Below are 15,954 nucleotides of genomic sequence, written 5' to 3' on the forward strand. Positions count from 1 at the left end.
TTCTCGAAAGTGCTGGTTCAAGACATCGCTGGTTGCAGGCGGCCAGTGGAGCGGCGATAGAGATACAACGTGGCGCACAGGGCGCAGAGCGCGGCGAAACTCATCCAATAGCCGGGAGCAGCTTTGTCACCGGTGTACTGAATCAGGAACGTCGACATCGCCGGGGTGAAACCGCCAAACACCGCTGTGGCCAGGCTGTAAGCGAGAGAGAAACCGGCGACCCGAACTTCGACCGGCATGATTTCCGTGAGCGCCGCGATCATCGCGCCGTTGTACAAACCGTAAATGAACGACAACCACAGCAGGACCAACAGCATGTTGACGAAGCTTGGCGCGTTCACCAGATAAGTCAGCGCCGGATACGCAGTGGCGAGGGTCAACAGCGCCATGGCGATTAGCACTGGACGCCGACCGATGCGGTCAGACAACGCGCCGCCAATGGGTAACCAGAAGAAGTTCGAAACACCGACCAACAAGGTCACCAATAACGCATCGGACGTGCTCAGGTGCAGCACGGTTTTGCCGAAGGTCGGCGCATATACGGTGATCAGGTAAAAAGCCGTCGTGGTGAGGGCGACCATCATCATCCCGGCGAACACGATTACCCAGTTCTGGGCGAGGGTGCGGAACACATCGCCCATGCTCGGCCGATGCTTGCGTGCTTTGAATTCTTCGGTTTCTTCGAGGTTACGGCGCAGGAAAAAAATGAACGGCACGATCATGCAACCGACGAAAAACGGAATCCGCCAGCCCCAATCGGCAATCATTGCCGGCGCCATCCACTGATTCAACCCGTAGCCCAAAGCCGCCGCGACGATAATTGCCACTTGCTGGCTGGCCGACTGCCAGCTGGTGAAGAAGCCTTTGGTGCCAGGCGTGGCGATCTCCGAGAGGTACACCGAGACGCCACCCATTTCCGCACCGGCCGAGAAGCCTTGCAGCAAGCGACCAATCAGCACGATGGCCGGTGCAAATAGCCCAATGGTTTCGTAACCGGGCACCAACACAATGAGAATCGTGCCGCTGGCCATAATCGATAGCGTCACGATCAAGCCTTTGCGCCGACCCACATCGTCGATGTAGGCACCGAGTACCACCGCGCCCAACGGACGCATCAGGAAGCCCGCGCCAAACACCGCGAAGGTCATCATCAGGGAGGCAAACTCACTACTGGCCGGGAAGAACACAGCCGCAATCTGCGTCGCGTAAAAGCCGAAAAGGAAGAAGTCGAACTGTTCGAGAAAGTTGCCTGAGGTAACCCGGAAAATCGCACTGGCGCGTGAACGCCCGGAAAGGTTTGATGTTGTCATTGACCTGATCTCCACCGCTTTTATGACGTGCGCTGCCTGGACGCGGCGCACGGTTCTTATGGGTGAGAATGGTGGAGTAGGACGATCGATATGATAAGTGCATTGTTGACATGTATTAATGCATGAAGCGGATCAATACAGGCGAAGGGGAGGGCTTCAGTTCTTTCGAACAGGCCGTCGAACTTTTCCTGGGACTCAAAAAATAAGGCGCCACCGGCCCGTTAGCTATCATGCAATGCAGAGCACATCACCGGATGACGGGGGAATGCATGAACAGATGGCGACGGCTTTGGTTGTCTGTGAAGCTGCTGGCGGCCTTTGCGGCCTGCCTGACGGCGGCTGTTCAGGCTTTTCAATACATGTTGGAAAGCCCCGACGCGGTGCAAATTCATCCTTTGAGCATTGTGGTGGTGGGGCTGATTTTTGGCTTCATCACCTATGGGCTCCTTTCAATGATTGAAAGGGGGGGGCGCAGATTAGTAGTTCCTCGTGAACGGGTTTTCTCCCAACCTCAGGCGGAATTTGAGATCGATGCGGACTTTCCGCCAGAAGAACCATTTAGCGTTCCAGCTGACGATCCAGCTCAGCAGAAACATCTGTGAACTGACGGTAGTCCGCCTTCGGACTGTGAAATTTCGGCGTTATGACCGCGCTCTTCAAAACGTAGGCGGCGTAATCACCCAAATCACCACCGCATCCACATCCCCCGGATTCCCGTACCGATGCGGTTCCTGGCTCGAAAAACTAAAACTATCCCCCTCACTCAACTGAAAATGCCGATCGCCAACCCACAACTCAAAACTCCCCGATAACACATACCCAGCCTCTTCCCCTTCATGGCTATAGCTCTGTTGGCTATAAGTCCCGGGCGGAAACCGCGAGTGCAGCATCTCCAGTTGTCGATTCGGCTGCGGCGTCAGCAGGTGATCAACGATGCCATCTTCGTAATGCACGCTCATCCGGCTGTTTTTACGCACCACAATGCCGTCGTCTTCGGGCGCAGTTTGAGCCTCACTGGCAAAGAACCACTGGATAGTCACGCCCAAACTACGGGCGATGTTGAACAACGCAGGAATAGAGGGATAAGCCAGGTTGCGTTCAAGCTGGCTGATATAACCCGCCGTCAACTCGCTCATCTGCGCCAGTTCGGTCAAGGTCATGCCCCGGCGTTTACGCAGGCCACGAATTCGTGTCCCGAGAAAATGCGGTTCTGCCAAGGCCGAGGCGCTGTCCTGTGTGGGCGCGCTGCTGGCAGGCGGCATCTTGCTGCTGTTGCTCATGGCGTGCTCCAAACCGGGGTTCTGTAAAAACCCCGGAGTATAAACAGCCTTAAAGCTCCCAGGCGACTTTCAGCCCTTCGTAAATCGCTTCTTCGGCAGTGCGCGGCGCGAGGCAGTCGCCGATGCGCCGAAACTCCACCAGGCCTTGCAACTCTGCGCCGAGGGTGTCCACCGGCTGATGGCCCTGGCAGAGCACCAGCGTGTCGATGTTTTCGAACAGCATCGGTTCGCCGCTAGCAGTGTGTTGCAGGTAGACGGTGTTGTCGTCGCAGCCGTAGAGGCGGGCGTAGGGCGTGATCGGGATGCCAAGTTTGTGCAGTTCGCCGGCCAGTTGATCGCGTACGTACAGCGGCAGGTTTTCCCCGCAATGGGTGCCGTTGACGGCCAGTTGCACCTGATGCCCGGCGCGTACCAGGCGTTCGGCGATACCGGGGCCGATCCAGTCACAGCGCCAGTCGACGACGACTACGGAACGACCGATCTGCACTTCATCGCGCAGCACTTGCCAGGCGTCCACCACTTGCAATTCACCGCCGCGCTCGAACGCTGGCCAATAAGGCTCGGCACCGGTGGCGACAATCACCATGTCCGGCCGCTCGCGTTCCACCAGCGCCCGGTCAACCCGGGTGTTGCGCACGACGCGTACGCCGGCCAATTCCATTTCTCGTTGCAGGTTGGTGCTGGCGCCGCCGAATTCGGCGCGCTTTGGTAAGAGTTGTGCGAGCAATACCTGGCCGCCGAGTTGCGCGCTGGCTTCGTAAAGGGTCACGTCATGGCCGCGTTGTGCCGCCACGGCAGCGGCTTTCATGCCCGCCGGGCCACCGCCGGCAATCATGATGCGTTTGCGTTGGCCCGTCGGGTGCCGCTTGCCGAAGATCAGTTCGCGCCCGGTTTCCGGGTGCTGGATGCAGGAAATCGGCAGGCCTTTGTGAAAGTGGCCGATGCAGGCCTGGTTGCAGGCGATGCAGGCGCGAACATCTTCGACGTGGCCGGTGTCGGTTTTGTTGGGCATTTGCGGGTCGCAAATCAGGGCGCGGGTCATGCCGCACACATCGGCCTGGCCGCGCGCCAGAATCAGCTCGGCTTCCTGCGGCTGGTTGATGCGACCGGTGACGAACAGCGGAATCGACAGGCCAGCCTTGAACGTTCCGGCTTCCTTGGCCAGATAGGCCGCTTCAATCGCCATCGGCGGCACGATGTGCACCGCGCCGCCCAATGACGCCGAGGTTCCGGCGACGATGTGCACGTAATCCAAAAACGGTTGCAGCAATTGCACCGCAGCCAGGGACTCGTCCTCGGTCAGCCCTTCAGGATCGCGCTCGTCGGCGGAGATACGCAGGCCAATAACGAAGTGTTCATCGGTGTTGGCGCGCACGGCGGCGATCACTTCGCGCAGGAAACGCAGGCGCTGTTCCAGCTCGCCGTTGTAGCCATCAATGCGCCGGTTGACGCGCGGGTTGATGAACTGCGCCGGCAGGTAACCATGGCTGGCGACCACTTCCACACCGTCGATTCCAGCCTGATACAGGCGTTGGGCAGCGGAACCGTAACCGGCGACAATTTCGTCGATCATCACTTGATCCAGCGCACGCGGCATCACCCGAAACCGCTCGTTGGGCACCGCCGAAGGTGAGTAGGCAACGGCCAGCAGGCCATCGCTGGACTCCATGATTTCCCGACCCGGATGGAAGATCTGCGACAACACCACCGTGTCGTGGGCATGGCAACTCTCAGCGATTTTCCGATAACCCTCGATGCAGGCATCGTCAGTGGCCATCAGCACATGGGAGGTGTACCGCGCGCTGTCATGTACCCCGGCCACTTGCAGCACGATCAGCCCGACACCGCCTTCGGCCCGCGCGGTGTGATAGGCAATCAGTGGGTCGTTGACCAGGTTGTCGGTGGGCATCGAGGTGTCGTGACCACTGGACATGATGCGGTTTTTCAGCCGCTTGCCACGCAGCTGCAAGGGTTCGAACAGGTGCGCAAAAGCGGGGGACGAGGTTGGCATGTCGCGGGTACTCCAAGCAGGCTGGCACCGAAAGACCGGGTTTTCGGCGCTGTTATTATTTGCCTATAGAAATTTACTCTCAGTAAAAAATCAACTTGTTTTTTTACTGGTGCTCGCAGTAGATTCGTTTACGCCCGAATCCGGGGCGAACCTCACAAACAATAAAAAGGGTCACGCGGCGTTTCGTCGGGTGGCACCTGCAAGAGGAACCACTGATGAAATCGAACACGCTCAAACACGGTTTTTATCCCTTGTTGCTGTCCCTGGCGATGGGCCTGGGTAGCGCTCAGGCAGCACCGGACATGGTGGTGGTGGGTTACGGTGGCGCCGGCCAGAAAGCCCAGGATGTGGCATTTTTCCAGCCGTTCAGCGTCGCGGATCACAGCAAGCTGATCCAGAGCGAATACAACGGCGAGATGGCCCGGATCAAAGTGATGGTCGACACCGGCAACGCCGATTGGGACGTGGTACAGATCGAAGGCCCGGACTTGATGCGCGGTTGCGACGAAGGCATGTACGAAAAACTGGATTGGAAAACCCTGGGCCGCGCCGAGCAGTTGATCCCCGATGCGGCGCAGGCGTGTGGCTCGGCGGCACTGGTATGGAGCGTGGCGATTGCCTATGACACGCAAAAGCTGGCACAGGCCCCAACGTCGTGGGCCGACTTCTGGGATGTGAAAAAAACACCTGGCAAGCGCGGCCTGCGCAAACGCGCGGTGTACAACCTCGAATTCGCCTTGCTGGCCGACGGCGTGAAGGTCGAAGACGTGTATTCCGTATTGAATACACCGAAAGGTGTCGACCGCGCCTTCGCCAAACTGACCGAACTAAAACCCTACATCCAGTGGTGGGAAGCCGGTGCGCAGCCGGCGCAATGGCTGACGGCCGGCGATGTGGTGATGACTTCGACGTACAGCGGACGTGTGGCTGCGGCCGCGCAAGATGGCAGTCACCTCGGGCTGGTCTGGCCGGGCAGCCTGTACGGCATGGATTACTGGGCGATCATCAAAGGCTCGAAACATGTCGATCAGGCCAAGCGGTTTATCGCGTTTGCCAACCAGCCGGACGCCCAGGTCAAGTATGTCGAGCAGATCCCCTATGGCCCGACCAATACCGTAGCCGCCGCCCAACTCGATAGCAAACTCGCCCAATGGGTGCCCACCGCGCCGCAGAACCTCAAAGGCGCGCTGTCGATGGACGTGGCGTTCTGGGTCGATCACGGCGAAGAACTTGAAGAGCGTTTCAACGCGTGGGCCAGCAAGTAATTGCCATCGGCTGGACGTCATGACGCGTCCAGCCCTACTAGCCTGGGCGGCGTTGTTGCGGTTGCTCGACCAAGTTGCTCCGGGGTATCGGGGTTGATCCAGACATTTTGTTGGATGGCCTGGCGCCATCGCGAGCAGGCTCGCTCCCACAGTTGATCTATGTCGTATGCAAAAGCTGCGTACGCTGAAGATCCCTGTGGGAGCGAGCCTGCTCGCGATGGGCGCGGCTCGGTTTATCAGGCTTGCCCCGGTATCCCCCTTCTTGCGTAACAGCGCCCCTCCAATAAAGTTACATGCTGTTACTTGACTTACAAATGATCGCCAACTCTATACATTTCAACACTGTCATTCATCGACAGGGTCTGACTACCATTGGTTTGTACAGGCGTTGCATAAAACAATAATAATGAAAGTCCTGAGGCCTCCAATGAAGAAGCGTTCCCTGTTGGGTATGTTTGTAGTTTCGATGTCCGCAAGTTCTCTGCCAGTGCAAGCTGACGAAGCCCAGGAAGGTTTTGTCGAGGGTGGGGCCGCCAAGTTGATCGCGCGCAATATGTACTTCAATCGTAATTCACTGTCCGGCTATCCCGATGCACGAGGGTGGGGGCAGGGCTTCATGATGGATTACACATCCGGGTTCACTCAAGGCGATATCGGATTTGGTGTCGATGCCAGTGCCTATACCGCCTATAAACTGGATGGCGGGCGCGGCACGGTGGGGACGGGGATGTTTCCCGGCGAAGATGATGGTGAAGGTGAAAGATCAGAGTCATCGACACTCAATGCCTCTGTAAAAATGAAGTGGTCGAATACGGTTATCAAGTATGGGGATCTGCGTCCTTATAATCCGGTCTTTGCAACTCCAGACTTAAGACTGATGCCAATGACGACAAGAGGCATTCAGTTGTTAAGTGAAGACATTGATAAATTCAGCATCGATATTGGGCACTTCTACTCCTCCAGAGGTTATACCAGCACTAACCATGATGGTGGTTTCATGGCCGGGTATGCGGGGGTAGACGCCGGTGATGTCGATTATGCCGGCTTTACCTATACGCCAGTAGAGCAAGGTGGCGTGGGCTTTTACATGTCTCGCGCAGAGGATTTATGGCGCCAGTACTACGTAAATGGGAATTACAGCCTGCCATTGGCCCCTGAACAAACACTGAGCTTCGACTTTAATTTGTACCGCTCTCTCGATGAGGGCCAGGCACGGGCTGGCGCAATAAATGTTACGGCGTGGTCAATGGCAACGGCCTATGGCAATGGTCCACACACTGTTACGTTGTCCTATCAGAAAATACAGGGCAGTGAGCCGTTTGACTATTTGGCGTCGACAGATGGAACGTACATGGACTCCATCTATCTGGCTAACTCGTCGCAGTACGGGGATTTCAACGGGCCTGGAGAGCAGTCGGTCGGGATTGGGTATGAATATGATTTCGGATCGACCGGGTTTTTGCATACAACATTCAGGTTTAAATATATCTACGGGTTTGATATCGACAATAAACAAGTCGATCCAGACGGGCTATACGCTTACTTTGCCCATGCGGATAAACAGATTGAACGGGATGTCGATCTGAAGACCGTCGTTGTAAGTGGGGCTTTGAAAGATTTGTCCGTACGAGTGCGCTATGCCGAGCAATCCTATACCGGTGACAGCGTCAAGCAATTGCGGATTATCACTGAATACCCGCTCGATCTTTTTTGAACTGGTTAACCCTGCGTCTAAAACAAGAGGTTTACATGAAGAACTTTCCGATCAAGTGCTTGGCATTGGCTATTACGCTTTCGTCGACAGCGTTGTCCGCTCAAGCAGACACCGTCTATATCCACGCCGGCCGCCTGGTGGATGTCGAACGAGGCAAAGTGCTGATCGATCAGCGGATCAAGGTCGATGGAGAGCGCATCGTTGCTGTCGAACCGTGGAGTGCGCCGCCAGCCAATAGCAAAGTGATTGACTGGTCCGCCAAGACTGTCCTCCCTGGCCTTATCGATATGCACACGCATATCTCCGATTGGGACATGACCAACAATGTGGCTGAACCACTCCTGCACTCCCCGCAGGATGTCGCGCTGATGGGGGCGAAACATGCCTATCAGACGTTGCGTGCAGGCTTCACAACCGTGCATGACCTTGGCACTTATCGAGCGTTCACCGACGTTGCCCTTCGTGATGCCATCAACGCCAATCGGGTCCTGGGACCTCGGATGAACGTCGTCGGGGCTTACATCACGGTTGCGGGTGGTGGCGGCGAGGTGACCGGGTTTGCCCCGGGCGTGGAGATCCCGGCGGATATGCGTGTCGGCGTTTATCGGGATGCCAATGACGCCAAGTTGAAGACCCGTTATCTGTTCCAGCACGGCGTAGACACCATCAAGATGATGGGCACAGGTTCTGTACTGGCCGAAGGTACTGAACCGGGGCAAATGGAAATGACTGAAGAAGAAATGCGCGCCGTCGTACAGGAGGCCAAGGTTCACAAAAGCTATGCCACGGTTCATGCCCATGGTGCAGAAGGTATCAAGGCCGCTATTCGCGCAGGCGTCAAATCCGTCGAACATGCCTCGCTGCTGGATGATGAAGGGATCAAGTTGGCCAAAGACAACGGCACCTACCTGGTGATGGATATCTACAACGGCGACTACATCGATGAAGTGGGACACAAGGAAAACTGGCCTGAAAGTTACTTGCGCAAAAACACTGAAACCACGGACGTCCAGCGCCAGGCCTTTCGTAAAGCGGTCAAGGCCGGGGTCAAAATCGCCTATGGCACCGATGCGGGTGTCTATCCGATTGGCACCAATGCAAAGCAGTTTGCGTACATGGTGAAATTTGGGATGACGCCGATGCAGGCGATCCAGTCAGCCACCGTGGTGGCCGCTGACCTGCTCAACTGGCAGGCGGATGTCGGGGCCGTCAGTTCGGGGCGATTCGCCGACCTGATTGCCGTCGACGGTGATCCGATTGCCGATATTTCGATCCTTGAGAAAACACCCGTGGTCATGAAGGGCGGTGCGATTGTGCCCCCGGATGTACTGCCCGGCCTGTAAGCAAAATCAAAAAATCGAGCGGAATCTGGAGTAGGCGAGGGTAGTTGCTGTACAGTCGTTCAGCTCGCGAACGGCACGTTCCGGGCTTAACCCTCGCCGCCAGGAACGTCGTCCAATGACTCAGGAAGCCCGCTTCTCCCGAATGGCGCCAGAGCTGCGCAAGAGCAATCTCATCGAGGCCACGCTCGTGTGCCTTCAGCGCCATGGCTTCCAGGGCGCATCCATCCGCAAGATTTCCGCCGAGGCCGGGGTCTCGGTCGGGCTGATCAGCCATCACTATTCCGGCAAGGACGAACTGGTGGCCGAGGCCTACATGTCGATCACCGGTCGGGTCATGAGCCTGTTGCGCGACGCCATTGAGCAAGCGGCGCCGAATGCCCGCGAGCGTCTGTCGGCGTTCTTTCGCGGCTCGTTTTCCGCTGAACTGCTGGACCCGCAATTGATCGACGCCTGGCTGGCGTTCTGGGGCGCAGTGCGCACCGCCGAGTCGATCAATCTCGCGCACGAGCACTCCTACGGCGAGTATCGCGGCATCTTGCGCAAGGTCCTGACCGAGCTGGCACAAGAAGAAGCCTGGGAAAATTTCGACGCCGACCTGGCCGCCATCGCCCTCAGCGCATTGCTCGACGGTTTGTGGCTGGAGTCGGGACTGAACCCCGGAACCTTCACCCCGGCGCAAGGCATCCAGATTTGCGAAGCCTGGGTCGACGGATTGCAGGCGGGCGGTCGCCAACGGTTTTGTGTCCAGACGACGGGCTGTTGATCGATCGTTCAGCTATCGATACTCTCTGGCGCCAGTGCGGTAAATCACTCTAATAAGAAACACGCCTTCGGGCACACGCAGGACACCATGCGATGACTCCTCGAGTATTGATCGTCGATGACGATCCGCTGATTCGCGAACTGCTGCAGGCCTACCTGTCCCAGGAAGGCTATGAGGTGCATTGCGCCGCCACGGCGGAGTTGGCCGAAACCTTTCTGGCGAGCCAGGCGGTGGATCTGGTGATGCTCGATATCCGCTTGCCGGGCAAGGACGGCCTGACCCTGACCCGTGAGCTGCGGGTCCGTTCGGAAGTCGGGATCATCCTGATCACCGGGCGCAACGATGAGATCGATCGCATTGTCGGCCTTGAGTGCGGCGCCGATGATTACGTGATCAAACCGCTTAACCCACGGGAACTGGTGTCCAGGGCGAAAAACCTGATCCGCCGGGTTCGTCATGCCCACACCCCGCAACCGCTCCCGGCCATCTCTCGGCCAGTCAAACAGTTCGCCGCCTGGGCGCTGGACACGGATCGCCGACGGTTGATCGACCACACAGGCAGCGAAACCCTGCTGACCCACGGTGAATATCAGTTGCTCAGTGTGTTCCTGCGCAACAGCGGCCACACCTTGACCCGTGACCAGTTGATGGACCAGATCCGCAACCGCGAATGGGTACCCAACGACCGCTCCATCGACGTGCTGGTCGGGCGCTTGCGGCGCAAGTTGCACGACGATCCGGCAGAGCCGCAATTGATCATCACCATTCATGGCGCCGGTTACCTGTTCACCGCCAGCGTGGCGGCCTGAGCACGATGCTGCGCCTGTTTTGCCTGCTGTTGGCGCTGGCCACCCACACCGCGTTGGCGACGGAAAAAATTCGCTACTGCGATTATCCGGTGTACCCGCCGATCTCCTGGAGCGATGGCAAACAGGTACGCGGCGTCGCCCCCAACGTTGTGAAAAAACTGTTCGGGCAACTGGGCTACGACGTCGAGATCGTCGAACTGGATAACTGGAATCGTTGCGTGCTGGACGCTGCCGAAGGGCGAGTCGACGTGGTGCTGATGTACAGCACTGCGGAGCGCGAACAAAGCATGGCTTTTTCGACGGTGCCCGTGTTGCGCGAGGAGGTGGCGGTGTTTATCAACCGTCAGCACCCGGTGAACATCAAGCGCCTGGAGGACCTGGCCAACTACCGGGGCGGCATGTTGTTCGGCGAAAGTTATGGCGTGGTGTTCGACCGTTTCGTCGCCGAACACCAGAACATCGAAAAGGTCTCTGACAGCAGCCAGAATTTCGGGAAACTGATTCGCGGACGCATCGACTTCATTGTCTCCGAGCGGCGCACCGGGCAGATGCGAGTCGAGACCCTGCCGGGTGCGCAAGACATCGTGGCCTTACCCAATTCCTTTGGCGTGGACTATTTGCGGGTTGCCGTGTCACGCCGTTCTCCGCTGGCCAGCCGCATGCCTGACATCGACGCGCAATTGCAGCGCATGGTCGATTCGGGTGAGGTCGACCGTTTGCTTCACGAGAGTGAAGTCACTTACCGCGACATGCTTAAACTTCCGGTCGAAACAAAATGATCCGGGCGCTATCCGCTGGACTGCTGCGGCGTCTGCTGCTGTTCATCCTGTTGTTCAGCCTGTGCTTCACCGTGCTCGCGAGCACCGTGCAATTGTATTTTGAGTACCGCCGCGAGATGCGCGACATCGACTCGCGCATGGCACTGATTCGCGCCGGCTATCTGGCCAGCCTGGAGCGCAGTCTCTGGGATTTGAACCAGGACCAGTTGAATGTGCAGTTGCGCGGACTGGTGGATTTCTCCGACGTGGCGCGAGTGCATCTGACCAGCCCCGATTTCGACTTGCTGCAAGGTAACCCCGACCCGGTCGGGCCGTTGCGCGTTGAGCGTTTTGAGCTGGACTATCAACCACCGTCAGGGCCGCTGCGGCGTTTGGGACAGTTGGAAGTCAGCACGGATCTGGGCGCCGTGCATCAGCGTCTATATGCCACCGGCTTGACCAGCCTGTTGTGGATGAGCGTGTTTCTGTGTGGCCTGGCGGTGGCGCTGTCGGGATTGTTTTATCGGTTGGTCACGCGGCACTTGCAAGTCATGGCCGGGTTTGCCCGGCGCATCGCCGCCGGTGACTGGCACGAGCCCTTGCTCCTGGACAAGAGCCGCAGCGTCAACGAAGACGAAATCGACACGGTGGCCCATGCGCTGGACGATATGCGCCGGGCCATCCTCAGTGACATTGCCCGGCGCGAAACCGATCGGCTGGCGTTGCAGGATAATCGCGACGAACTCCTGCGCATGGTCGAGCGCCGAACGGCCAGCCTGATGCGCGCCAAGGATGAAGCCGAGGCGGCCAATCTCGCCAAGTCGCGATTCCTGGCGACCATGAGCCACGAGTTGCGCACGCCGCTCAACGGCATTCTCGGCATGGCTGAATTGCTGCGCGGCGCGAGCCTGGATGAGCGCGACGGAAAACGCCTGGATGCGCTGTACAAGGCCGGCGAAGGATTGTTGTCGATTCTCAACGAAGTGCTGTATTTCGCTCGACTGGAGGAGGGTGTGAGCCACCCGGAACCGGTCGACTTTTCGCTCCGGCAACTGCTCGACGAGGTGCTGACACTGCTGGAGCCGCGCGCACTGGGCAATGACACGACGCTGCACTGCCGGATCGATCCGCAAGTCGCCGACCGGCATCACGGCGCCGAGCAATTCTTGCGTCAGGTGTTGAGTAACTTGCTGGCCAACGCGATCAAGTTCACCGAGGGTGGCGAGGTAAAAGTCCAGGTCGCGCTGTTGAATCAAGTCGCGCAATCTGCCGGGCAACGGCTGCGCGTGAGCGTGACGGACAACGGCATCGGCATTGCCCCGGCAATGCAGGAAAAGATTTTCGAGCGCTTCACCCAGGCCAGTGAAGAGGTGGCGCAACATTTTGGCGGAACCGGGCTCGGGCTGGCCATCAGCAAACATCTGGTGGAGCAGCTGGGCGGGCAGATCGGGGTGCAAAGTGAAGTCGGGCGCGGCAGTTGTTTCTGGTTCGAGCTGACGTTGCAACCGGCGACCGGTTTGTCGCTTGTGGCGTGGCCCAGCGAACCCGGCCGGGCGCTGGATATTCTGGTGGTCGAGGATGTGGCGCTGAACCGTGAAGTGGCCAGCGGCTTGTTACGGCGCGACGGGCATCAGGTCTGGTTCGCCGAAAACGCCGAACAGGCGCTGACGCAATGTGCCGGGCAGGCCTTCGATTTGATTTTGCTGGATGTGCATCTGCCGGGCATCAGCGGCGTCGAGTTGTGCAAACGGATCCGCGGCAACCCGGGGCCGAACCGTCAGAGCCGCATCTTCGCCCTGACGGCCAGTGTGCAACCGGCGCTGGTGCGCGGTTATCTGGATGCCGGGATGGATGGCATTCTCGCCAAACCCCTGAAGCTCGACACATTGCGGCAAGCGTTGGTCGGGCAAGCGCCGATGCCCTTGCCACAGCACGATGACGAGGCGATCGATTGGCCGTTGCTGGAGACTCATCGGACCTTGCTCGGTGAACAAAAACTCCAGGGATTGCTGGCGGTGTTGAACAACTCGATCCGTCAGCATCGCGACGCGATCACAGAGGCGATCGAGGCCGACGATTGCACCGAGGTCGCACATCTGGCGCACCGCCTGGCGGGCAGCAGCGATTCATTGGGCTTTCGCGCCTTGGCCAACGCGCTGCGTGAGTTGGAAGAGGCGGCGATGGCCAACGATGAATCAACGTTGCGGGCGTTGGCACCGCAGGTCGATGAACAATTGCAGCATTCGCAACGGATGCTGGCCGACCTGCTGCATACCTGACGTACAAGTTTGTTACGTCTTTTTACAACTTCGATCTTTACGGTCAACGGGACCTTACATGGTCTTCCAATAATCGACACAACCGCCGCTAGCGCGGTCTTCGAAGCTTATTGGAGATAATAATAATGAACCGCCGTAAAGCTGATTTTTCCCTGCGCCATGTCGCGCACCTTGCTGACTATTGAGGTGCGGTTATGAGCGAATCTACCGAACGCAAAGGCATCCAGCTGACCCGCGCCCTGAAAAGCCGGCACATTTTCATGTTGTCGCTGGGCGGCGTGATCGGCACCGGGCTGTTCATGGGCTCTGGCTTGACGATCAATCAGGGCGGGCCAGTGGGGGCGATTCTGGCCTACCTGGTCGCCGGTTTCCTGATGTACCTGGTGATGGTTTGCCTGGGCGAACTGTCCGTGCAAATGCCAGTGTCCGGCTCGTTTCAAACCCATGCCACCCAGTTCATCGGGCCGGCCACCGGATTCATGATCGGTTGGGTGTACTGGATGAGCTGGGCGACCACGGTGGGCCTGGAGTTCACGGCGGCGGGCATGTTGATGGAGCGCTGGTTCCCGACCATTCCTATCTGGTACTGGTCGGCGTTGTTCGTGGTGGTGCTCTTCGGCCTGAACGCGCTGGCGACTCGCGCCTTCGGTGAAGCGGAATACTGGTTCTCCGGGATCAAGGTTGCGGCGATTCTTGGTTTCATCGTGGTCGGCGTGCTGGTGATCTTCGGCGCGATCCCACTGACCAGTGGCGCACCGGCACCGATGATGACCAACCTGATCGGTGACTCGCTGTTCCCTAACGGTCTGTCGGCGGTGTTTGCGGTGATGATGACCGTGGTCTACGCCTTCCAGGGCTGCGAAATCATGGGCGTGGCGGCCGGCGAGACCGACCAGCCGGAAAAAAGCATTCCGCGTGCCGTGCGCAATGTGGTGTTCCGGGTGCTGATTTTCTATGTGCTGGCGATTGTCGTGTTGTCGGCGATCGTGCCGTGGCAGCAGGCTGGCTTGATGGAGAGTCCGTTTGTGCAGGTGTTCGACATGGTCGGTATTCCTTATGCCGCCGACTTGATGAACTTTGTGATTCTCACGGCGATTCTGTCGGTGGGTAACTCTGGCCTTTACGCTTCGACGCGCATTTTGTGGGCCATGTCGAAAACCGGAATGGCGCCCAAGAGTCTTTCGCCATTGAGCAAGCGCGGAGTGCCGTTGCGGGCGCTGAGCATCACCTTGTGCTTTGCGCTGGTGTCGTTGATGACCAGTTTCGTTGCGGCGGACACGTTGTTCATGGTGCTGATGGCGGTGAGTGGCATGTCGGGCACGGTGACCTGGATTGTTATTGCGCTGGCGCAGTACAAGTTCCGCAAGGCTTACCTGCGTGATGGGGGCAAGCTCAGTGATCTGAAATACCGTGCGCCGTGGTTTCCGCTGTTGCCGCTGACGTGCATTGCGCTGTGCTGTTCGTTGTTTGTGTTTCTGGCGCTGGATGAGACGCAGCGGCCTTCGTTGTATTGGGGGGGTGGGTTTATTGCTGTGTGTTATGGCGCTTATTTTCTGGTTTATCGCAAGCGTCAGGGGGTTTTGGCGCCGAGTTTGCCGGCTGCGTAAGCGTTGGTGGTGTGTATATCCGTTTTTTGGGTGATGGCTGATATTGGTTTCGCCCTTACGGCGAGTCACTTGGAAAAGCGCCAAGTAACCAAGCGCTTTTGCCCCTTTCGTTCGGTGCCTCGCTGTGGCTCGGCATGCCCTCGCTCCGGTCCTGCTCCGTGGGCCCGCCGCCATCGGCCATCCATGGCCGGGGGCGGCTAACCCGGCATCCATGCCGGGTTGCCCACTGCGCAGAACCTGCACTCGGCCTCACGAGGGGGCGGTGCGTCAAGATCAAGAGCTACAGGCGAGCTAACGCTCGGCCTTGAGTGGTGAAGATCAAAAGCGGTAGGCCGATGATCGTTCTCACGCTCTGCGTGGTAACGCCGCCGGGGACGCTCCGCGTTCCGCTTCAGGCTGTGACGCGGAGCGTCACGGGATGCATTCCCACGCTGAGCGTGAGAATGAGCACATCAAGATCAAAAGATCGCAGCCTTCGGCAGCTCCTACAGGGATCGCATTCCTCTGTAGGAGCTGCCGAAGGCTGCGATCTTTTGATCTGCTGTCGCTTTAGATTTTGATCTGCCTGCCCCTTTCCCAGAGGCCGAACGCAGGCGTTGCGCAGGGGGCACCGCGGCAAGGATGCCGCGGTAGCCGCCCCCGGAGCAGGACCGGAGTGAGGGCATGCCGAGCCACAGCGAGGCACCGAATGGAGGGGCAAAGCCTTTTGGGTCCTTTTTGGCGTTTGAAAAAGGGACTCGCTGTAAGAGCGAAACCGCCAGCAGCCGTTACCGCAGAAACGGATATGCCCCCAACAAACCCAACCAAACCTGTCC

General features: G+C 58.5%; 12 protein-coding genes. 9 read left to right on the top strand and 3 right to left on the bottom strand.

Annotation, left to right across the window (positions count from 1 at the left end; translation table 11 throughout):
* Nucleotides 1-17: 17 nt before the first annotated feature.
* Nucleotides 18-1,310 carry an MFS transporter gene (locus ACA052_RS06685; protein WP_497648940.1) on the bottom strand — a complete coding sequence of 431 codons (1,293 nt, stop codon included), beginning with the start codon at nucleotides 1,308-1,310 and terminating at the stop codon, nucleotides 18-20.
* Between the two features lie 269 nt (nucleotides 1,311-1,579).
* Here ACA052_RS06685 and ACA052_RS06690 point away from each other — a divergent pair, with 269 nt between their 5' ends.
* Entirely contained in the window at nucleotides 1,580-1,912 is a 333-nt protein-coding gene (locus ACA052_RS06690) for a hypothetical protein (protein ID WP_497648941.1), read from the top strand.
* Between the two features lie 54 nt (nucleotides 1,913-1,966).
* Here the strand turns inward: ACA052_RS06690 and ACA052_RS06695 are convergent, their stop codons facing one another.
* Nucleotides 1,967-2,572: a cupin domain-containing protein gene (locus tag ACA052_RS06695; protein ID WP_497650278.1), complete on the bottom strand. Its 606-nt coding sequence runs from the start codon at nucleotides 2,570-2,572 to the stop codon at nucleotides 1,967-1,969.
* Nucleotides 2,573-2,639: 67 nt separating this feature from the next.
* Nucleotides 2,640-4,601 (bottom strand): oxidoreductase, encoded by a 1,962-nt coding sequence (locus ACA052_RS06700; protein WP_497648942.1) that lies wholly within the window; start codon nucleotides 4,599-4,601, stop codon nucleotides 2,640-2,642.
* Nucleotides 4,602-4,816: 215 nt separating this feature from the next.
* On the opposite strand from ACA052_RS06700, the gene ACA052_RS06705 reads away from it, so the two are divergent.
* The 8 genes from ACA052_RS06705 to ACA052_RS06740 all read left to right on the top strand — a co-directional run bounded on the left by ACA052_RS06705 (nucleotide 4,817) and on the right by ACA052_RS06740 (nucleotide 15,139).
* Nucleotides 4,817-5,866 (top strand): ABC transporter substrate-binding protein, encoded by a 1,050-nt coding sequence (locus tag ACA052_RS06705; protein WP_497648943.1) that lies wholly within the window; start codon nucleotides 4,817-4,819, stop codon nucleotides 5,864-5,866.
* 427 nt (nucleotides 5,867-6,293) lie between these two features.
* On the top strand, nucleotides 6,294-7,580 hold the full coding sequence (locus tag ACA052_RS06710; RefSeq protein WP_497648944.1) for an OprD family outer membrane porin: 1,287 nt from the start codon (nucleotides 6,294-6,296) through the stop codon (nucleotides 7,578-7,580).
* A gap of 35 nt (nucleotides 7,581-7,615) precedes the next feature.
* Nucleotides 7,616-8,923: a Xaa-Pro dipeptidase gene (locus tag ACA052_RS06715; protein ID WP_497648945.1), complete on the top strand. Its 1,308-nt coding sequence runs from the start codon at nucleotides 7,616-7,618 to the stop codon at nucleotides 8,921-8,923.
* Nucleotides 8,924-9,038: 115 nt separating this feature from the next.
* Nucleotides 9,039-9,686 (top strand): TetR family transcriptional regulator C-terminal domain-containing protein, encoded by a 648-nt coding sequence (locus ACA052_RS06720; protein ID WP_497648946.1) that lies wholly within the window; start codon nucleotides 9,039-9,041, stop codon nucleotides 9,684-9,686.
* 92 nt (nucleotides 9,687-9,778) lie between these two features.
* Nucleotides 9,779-10,495 (top strand): response regulator, encoded by a 717-nt coding sequence (locus ACA052_RS06725; protein ID WP_497648947.1) that lies wholly within the window; start codon nucleotides 9,779-9,781, stop codon nucleotides 10,493-10,495.
* A 5-nt stretch (nucleotides 10,496-10,500) separates the two neighbouring features.
* Complete coding sequence (locus ACA052_RS06730; protein ID WP_497648948.1) at nucleotides 10,501-11,274, top strand: substrate-binding periplasmic protein; 774 nt, start codon at nucleotides 10,501-10,503, stop codon at nucleotides 11,272-11,274.
* Nucleotides 11,271-13,532: an ATP-binding protein gene (locus tag ACA052_RS06735; protein WP_497648949.1), complete on the top strand. Its 2,262-nt coding sequence runs from the start codon at nucleotides 11,271-11,273 to the stop codon at nucleotides 13,530-13,532. Before ACA052_RS06730 ends, ACA052_RS06735 begins: the two co-directional genes overlap by 4 nt.
* A 194-nt stretch (nucleotides 13,533-13,726) precedes the next feature.
* Nucleotides 13,727-15,139 carry an amino acid permease gene (locus ACA052_RS06740; protein WP_497648950.1) on the top strand — a complete coding sequence of 471 codons (1,413 nt, stop codon included), beginning with the start codon at nucleotides 13,727-13,729 and terminating at the stop codon, nucleotides 15,137-15,139.
* Nucleotides 15,140-15,954 lie beyond the last annotated feature (815 nt).

Source organism: Pseudomonas sp. LBUM1644, assembly GCF_059716195.1.

What these genes read in the sequence shown, in the direction of transcription:
- ACA052_RS06685 (WP_497648940.1), bottom strand. Translation starts at nt 1,310, where the DNA reads ATGACAACATCAAACCTTTCCGGGCGTTCACGCGCCAGTGCGATTTTC.
- ACA052_RS06690 (WP_497648941.1), top strand. Translation starts at nt 1,580, where the DNA reads ATGAACAGATGGCGACGGCTTTGGTTGTCTGTGAAGCTGCTGGCGGCC.
- ACA052_RS06695 (WP_497650278.1), bottom strand. Translation starts at nt 2,572, where the DNA reads ATGCCGCCTGCCAGCAGCGCGCCCACACAGGACAGCGCCTCGGCCTTG.
- ACA052_RS06700 (WP_497648942.1), bottom strand. Translation starts at nt 4,601, where the DNA reads ATGCCAACCTCGTCCCCCGCTTTTGCGCACCTGTTCGAACCCTTGCAG.
- ACA052_RS06705 (WP_497648943.1), top strand. Translation starts at nt 4,817, where the DNA reads ATGAAATCGAACACGCTCAAACACGGTTTTTATCCCTTGTTGCTGTCC.
- ACA052_RS06710 (WP_497648944.1), top strand. Translation starts at nt 6,294, where the DNA reads ATGAAGAAGCGTTCCCTGTTGGGTATGTTTGTAGTTTCGATGTCCGCA.
- ACA052_RS06715 (WP_497648945.1), top strand. Translation starts at nt 7,616, where the DNA reads ATGAAGAACTTTCCGATCAAGTGCTTGGCATTGGCTATTACGCTTTCG.
- ACA052_RS06720 (WP_497648946.1), top strand. Translation starts at nt 9,039, where the DNA reads ATGACTCAGGAAGCCCGCTTCTCCCGAATGGCGCCAGAGCTGCGCAAG.
- ACA052_RS06725 (WP_497648947.1), top strand. Translation starts at nt 9,779, where the DNA reads ATGACTCCTCGAGTATTGATCGTCGATGACGATCCGCTGATTCGCGAA.
- ACA052_RS06730 (WP_497648948.1), top strand. Translation starts at nt 10,501, where the DNA reads ATGCTGCGCCTGTTTTGCCTGCTGTTGGCGCTGGCCACCCACACCGCG.
- ACA052_RS06735 (WP_497648949.1), top strand. Translation starts at nt 11,271, where the DNA reads ATGATCCGGGCGCTATCCGCTGGACTGCTGCGGCGTCTGCTGCTGTTC.
- ACA052_RS06740 (WP_497648950.1), top strand. Translation starts at nt 13,727, where the DNA reads ATGAGCGAATCTACCGAACGCAAAGGCATCCAGCTGACCCGCGCCCTG.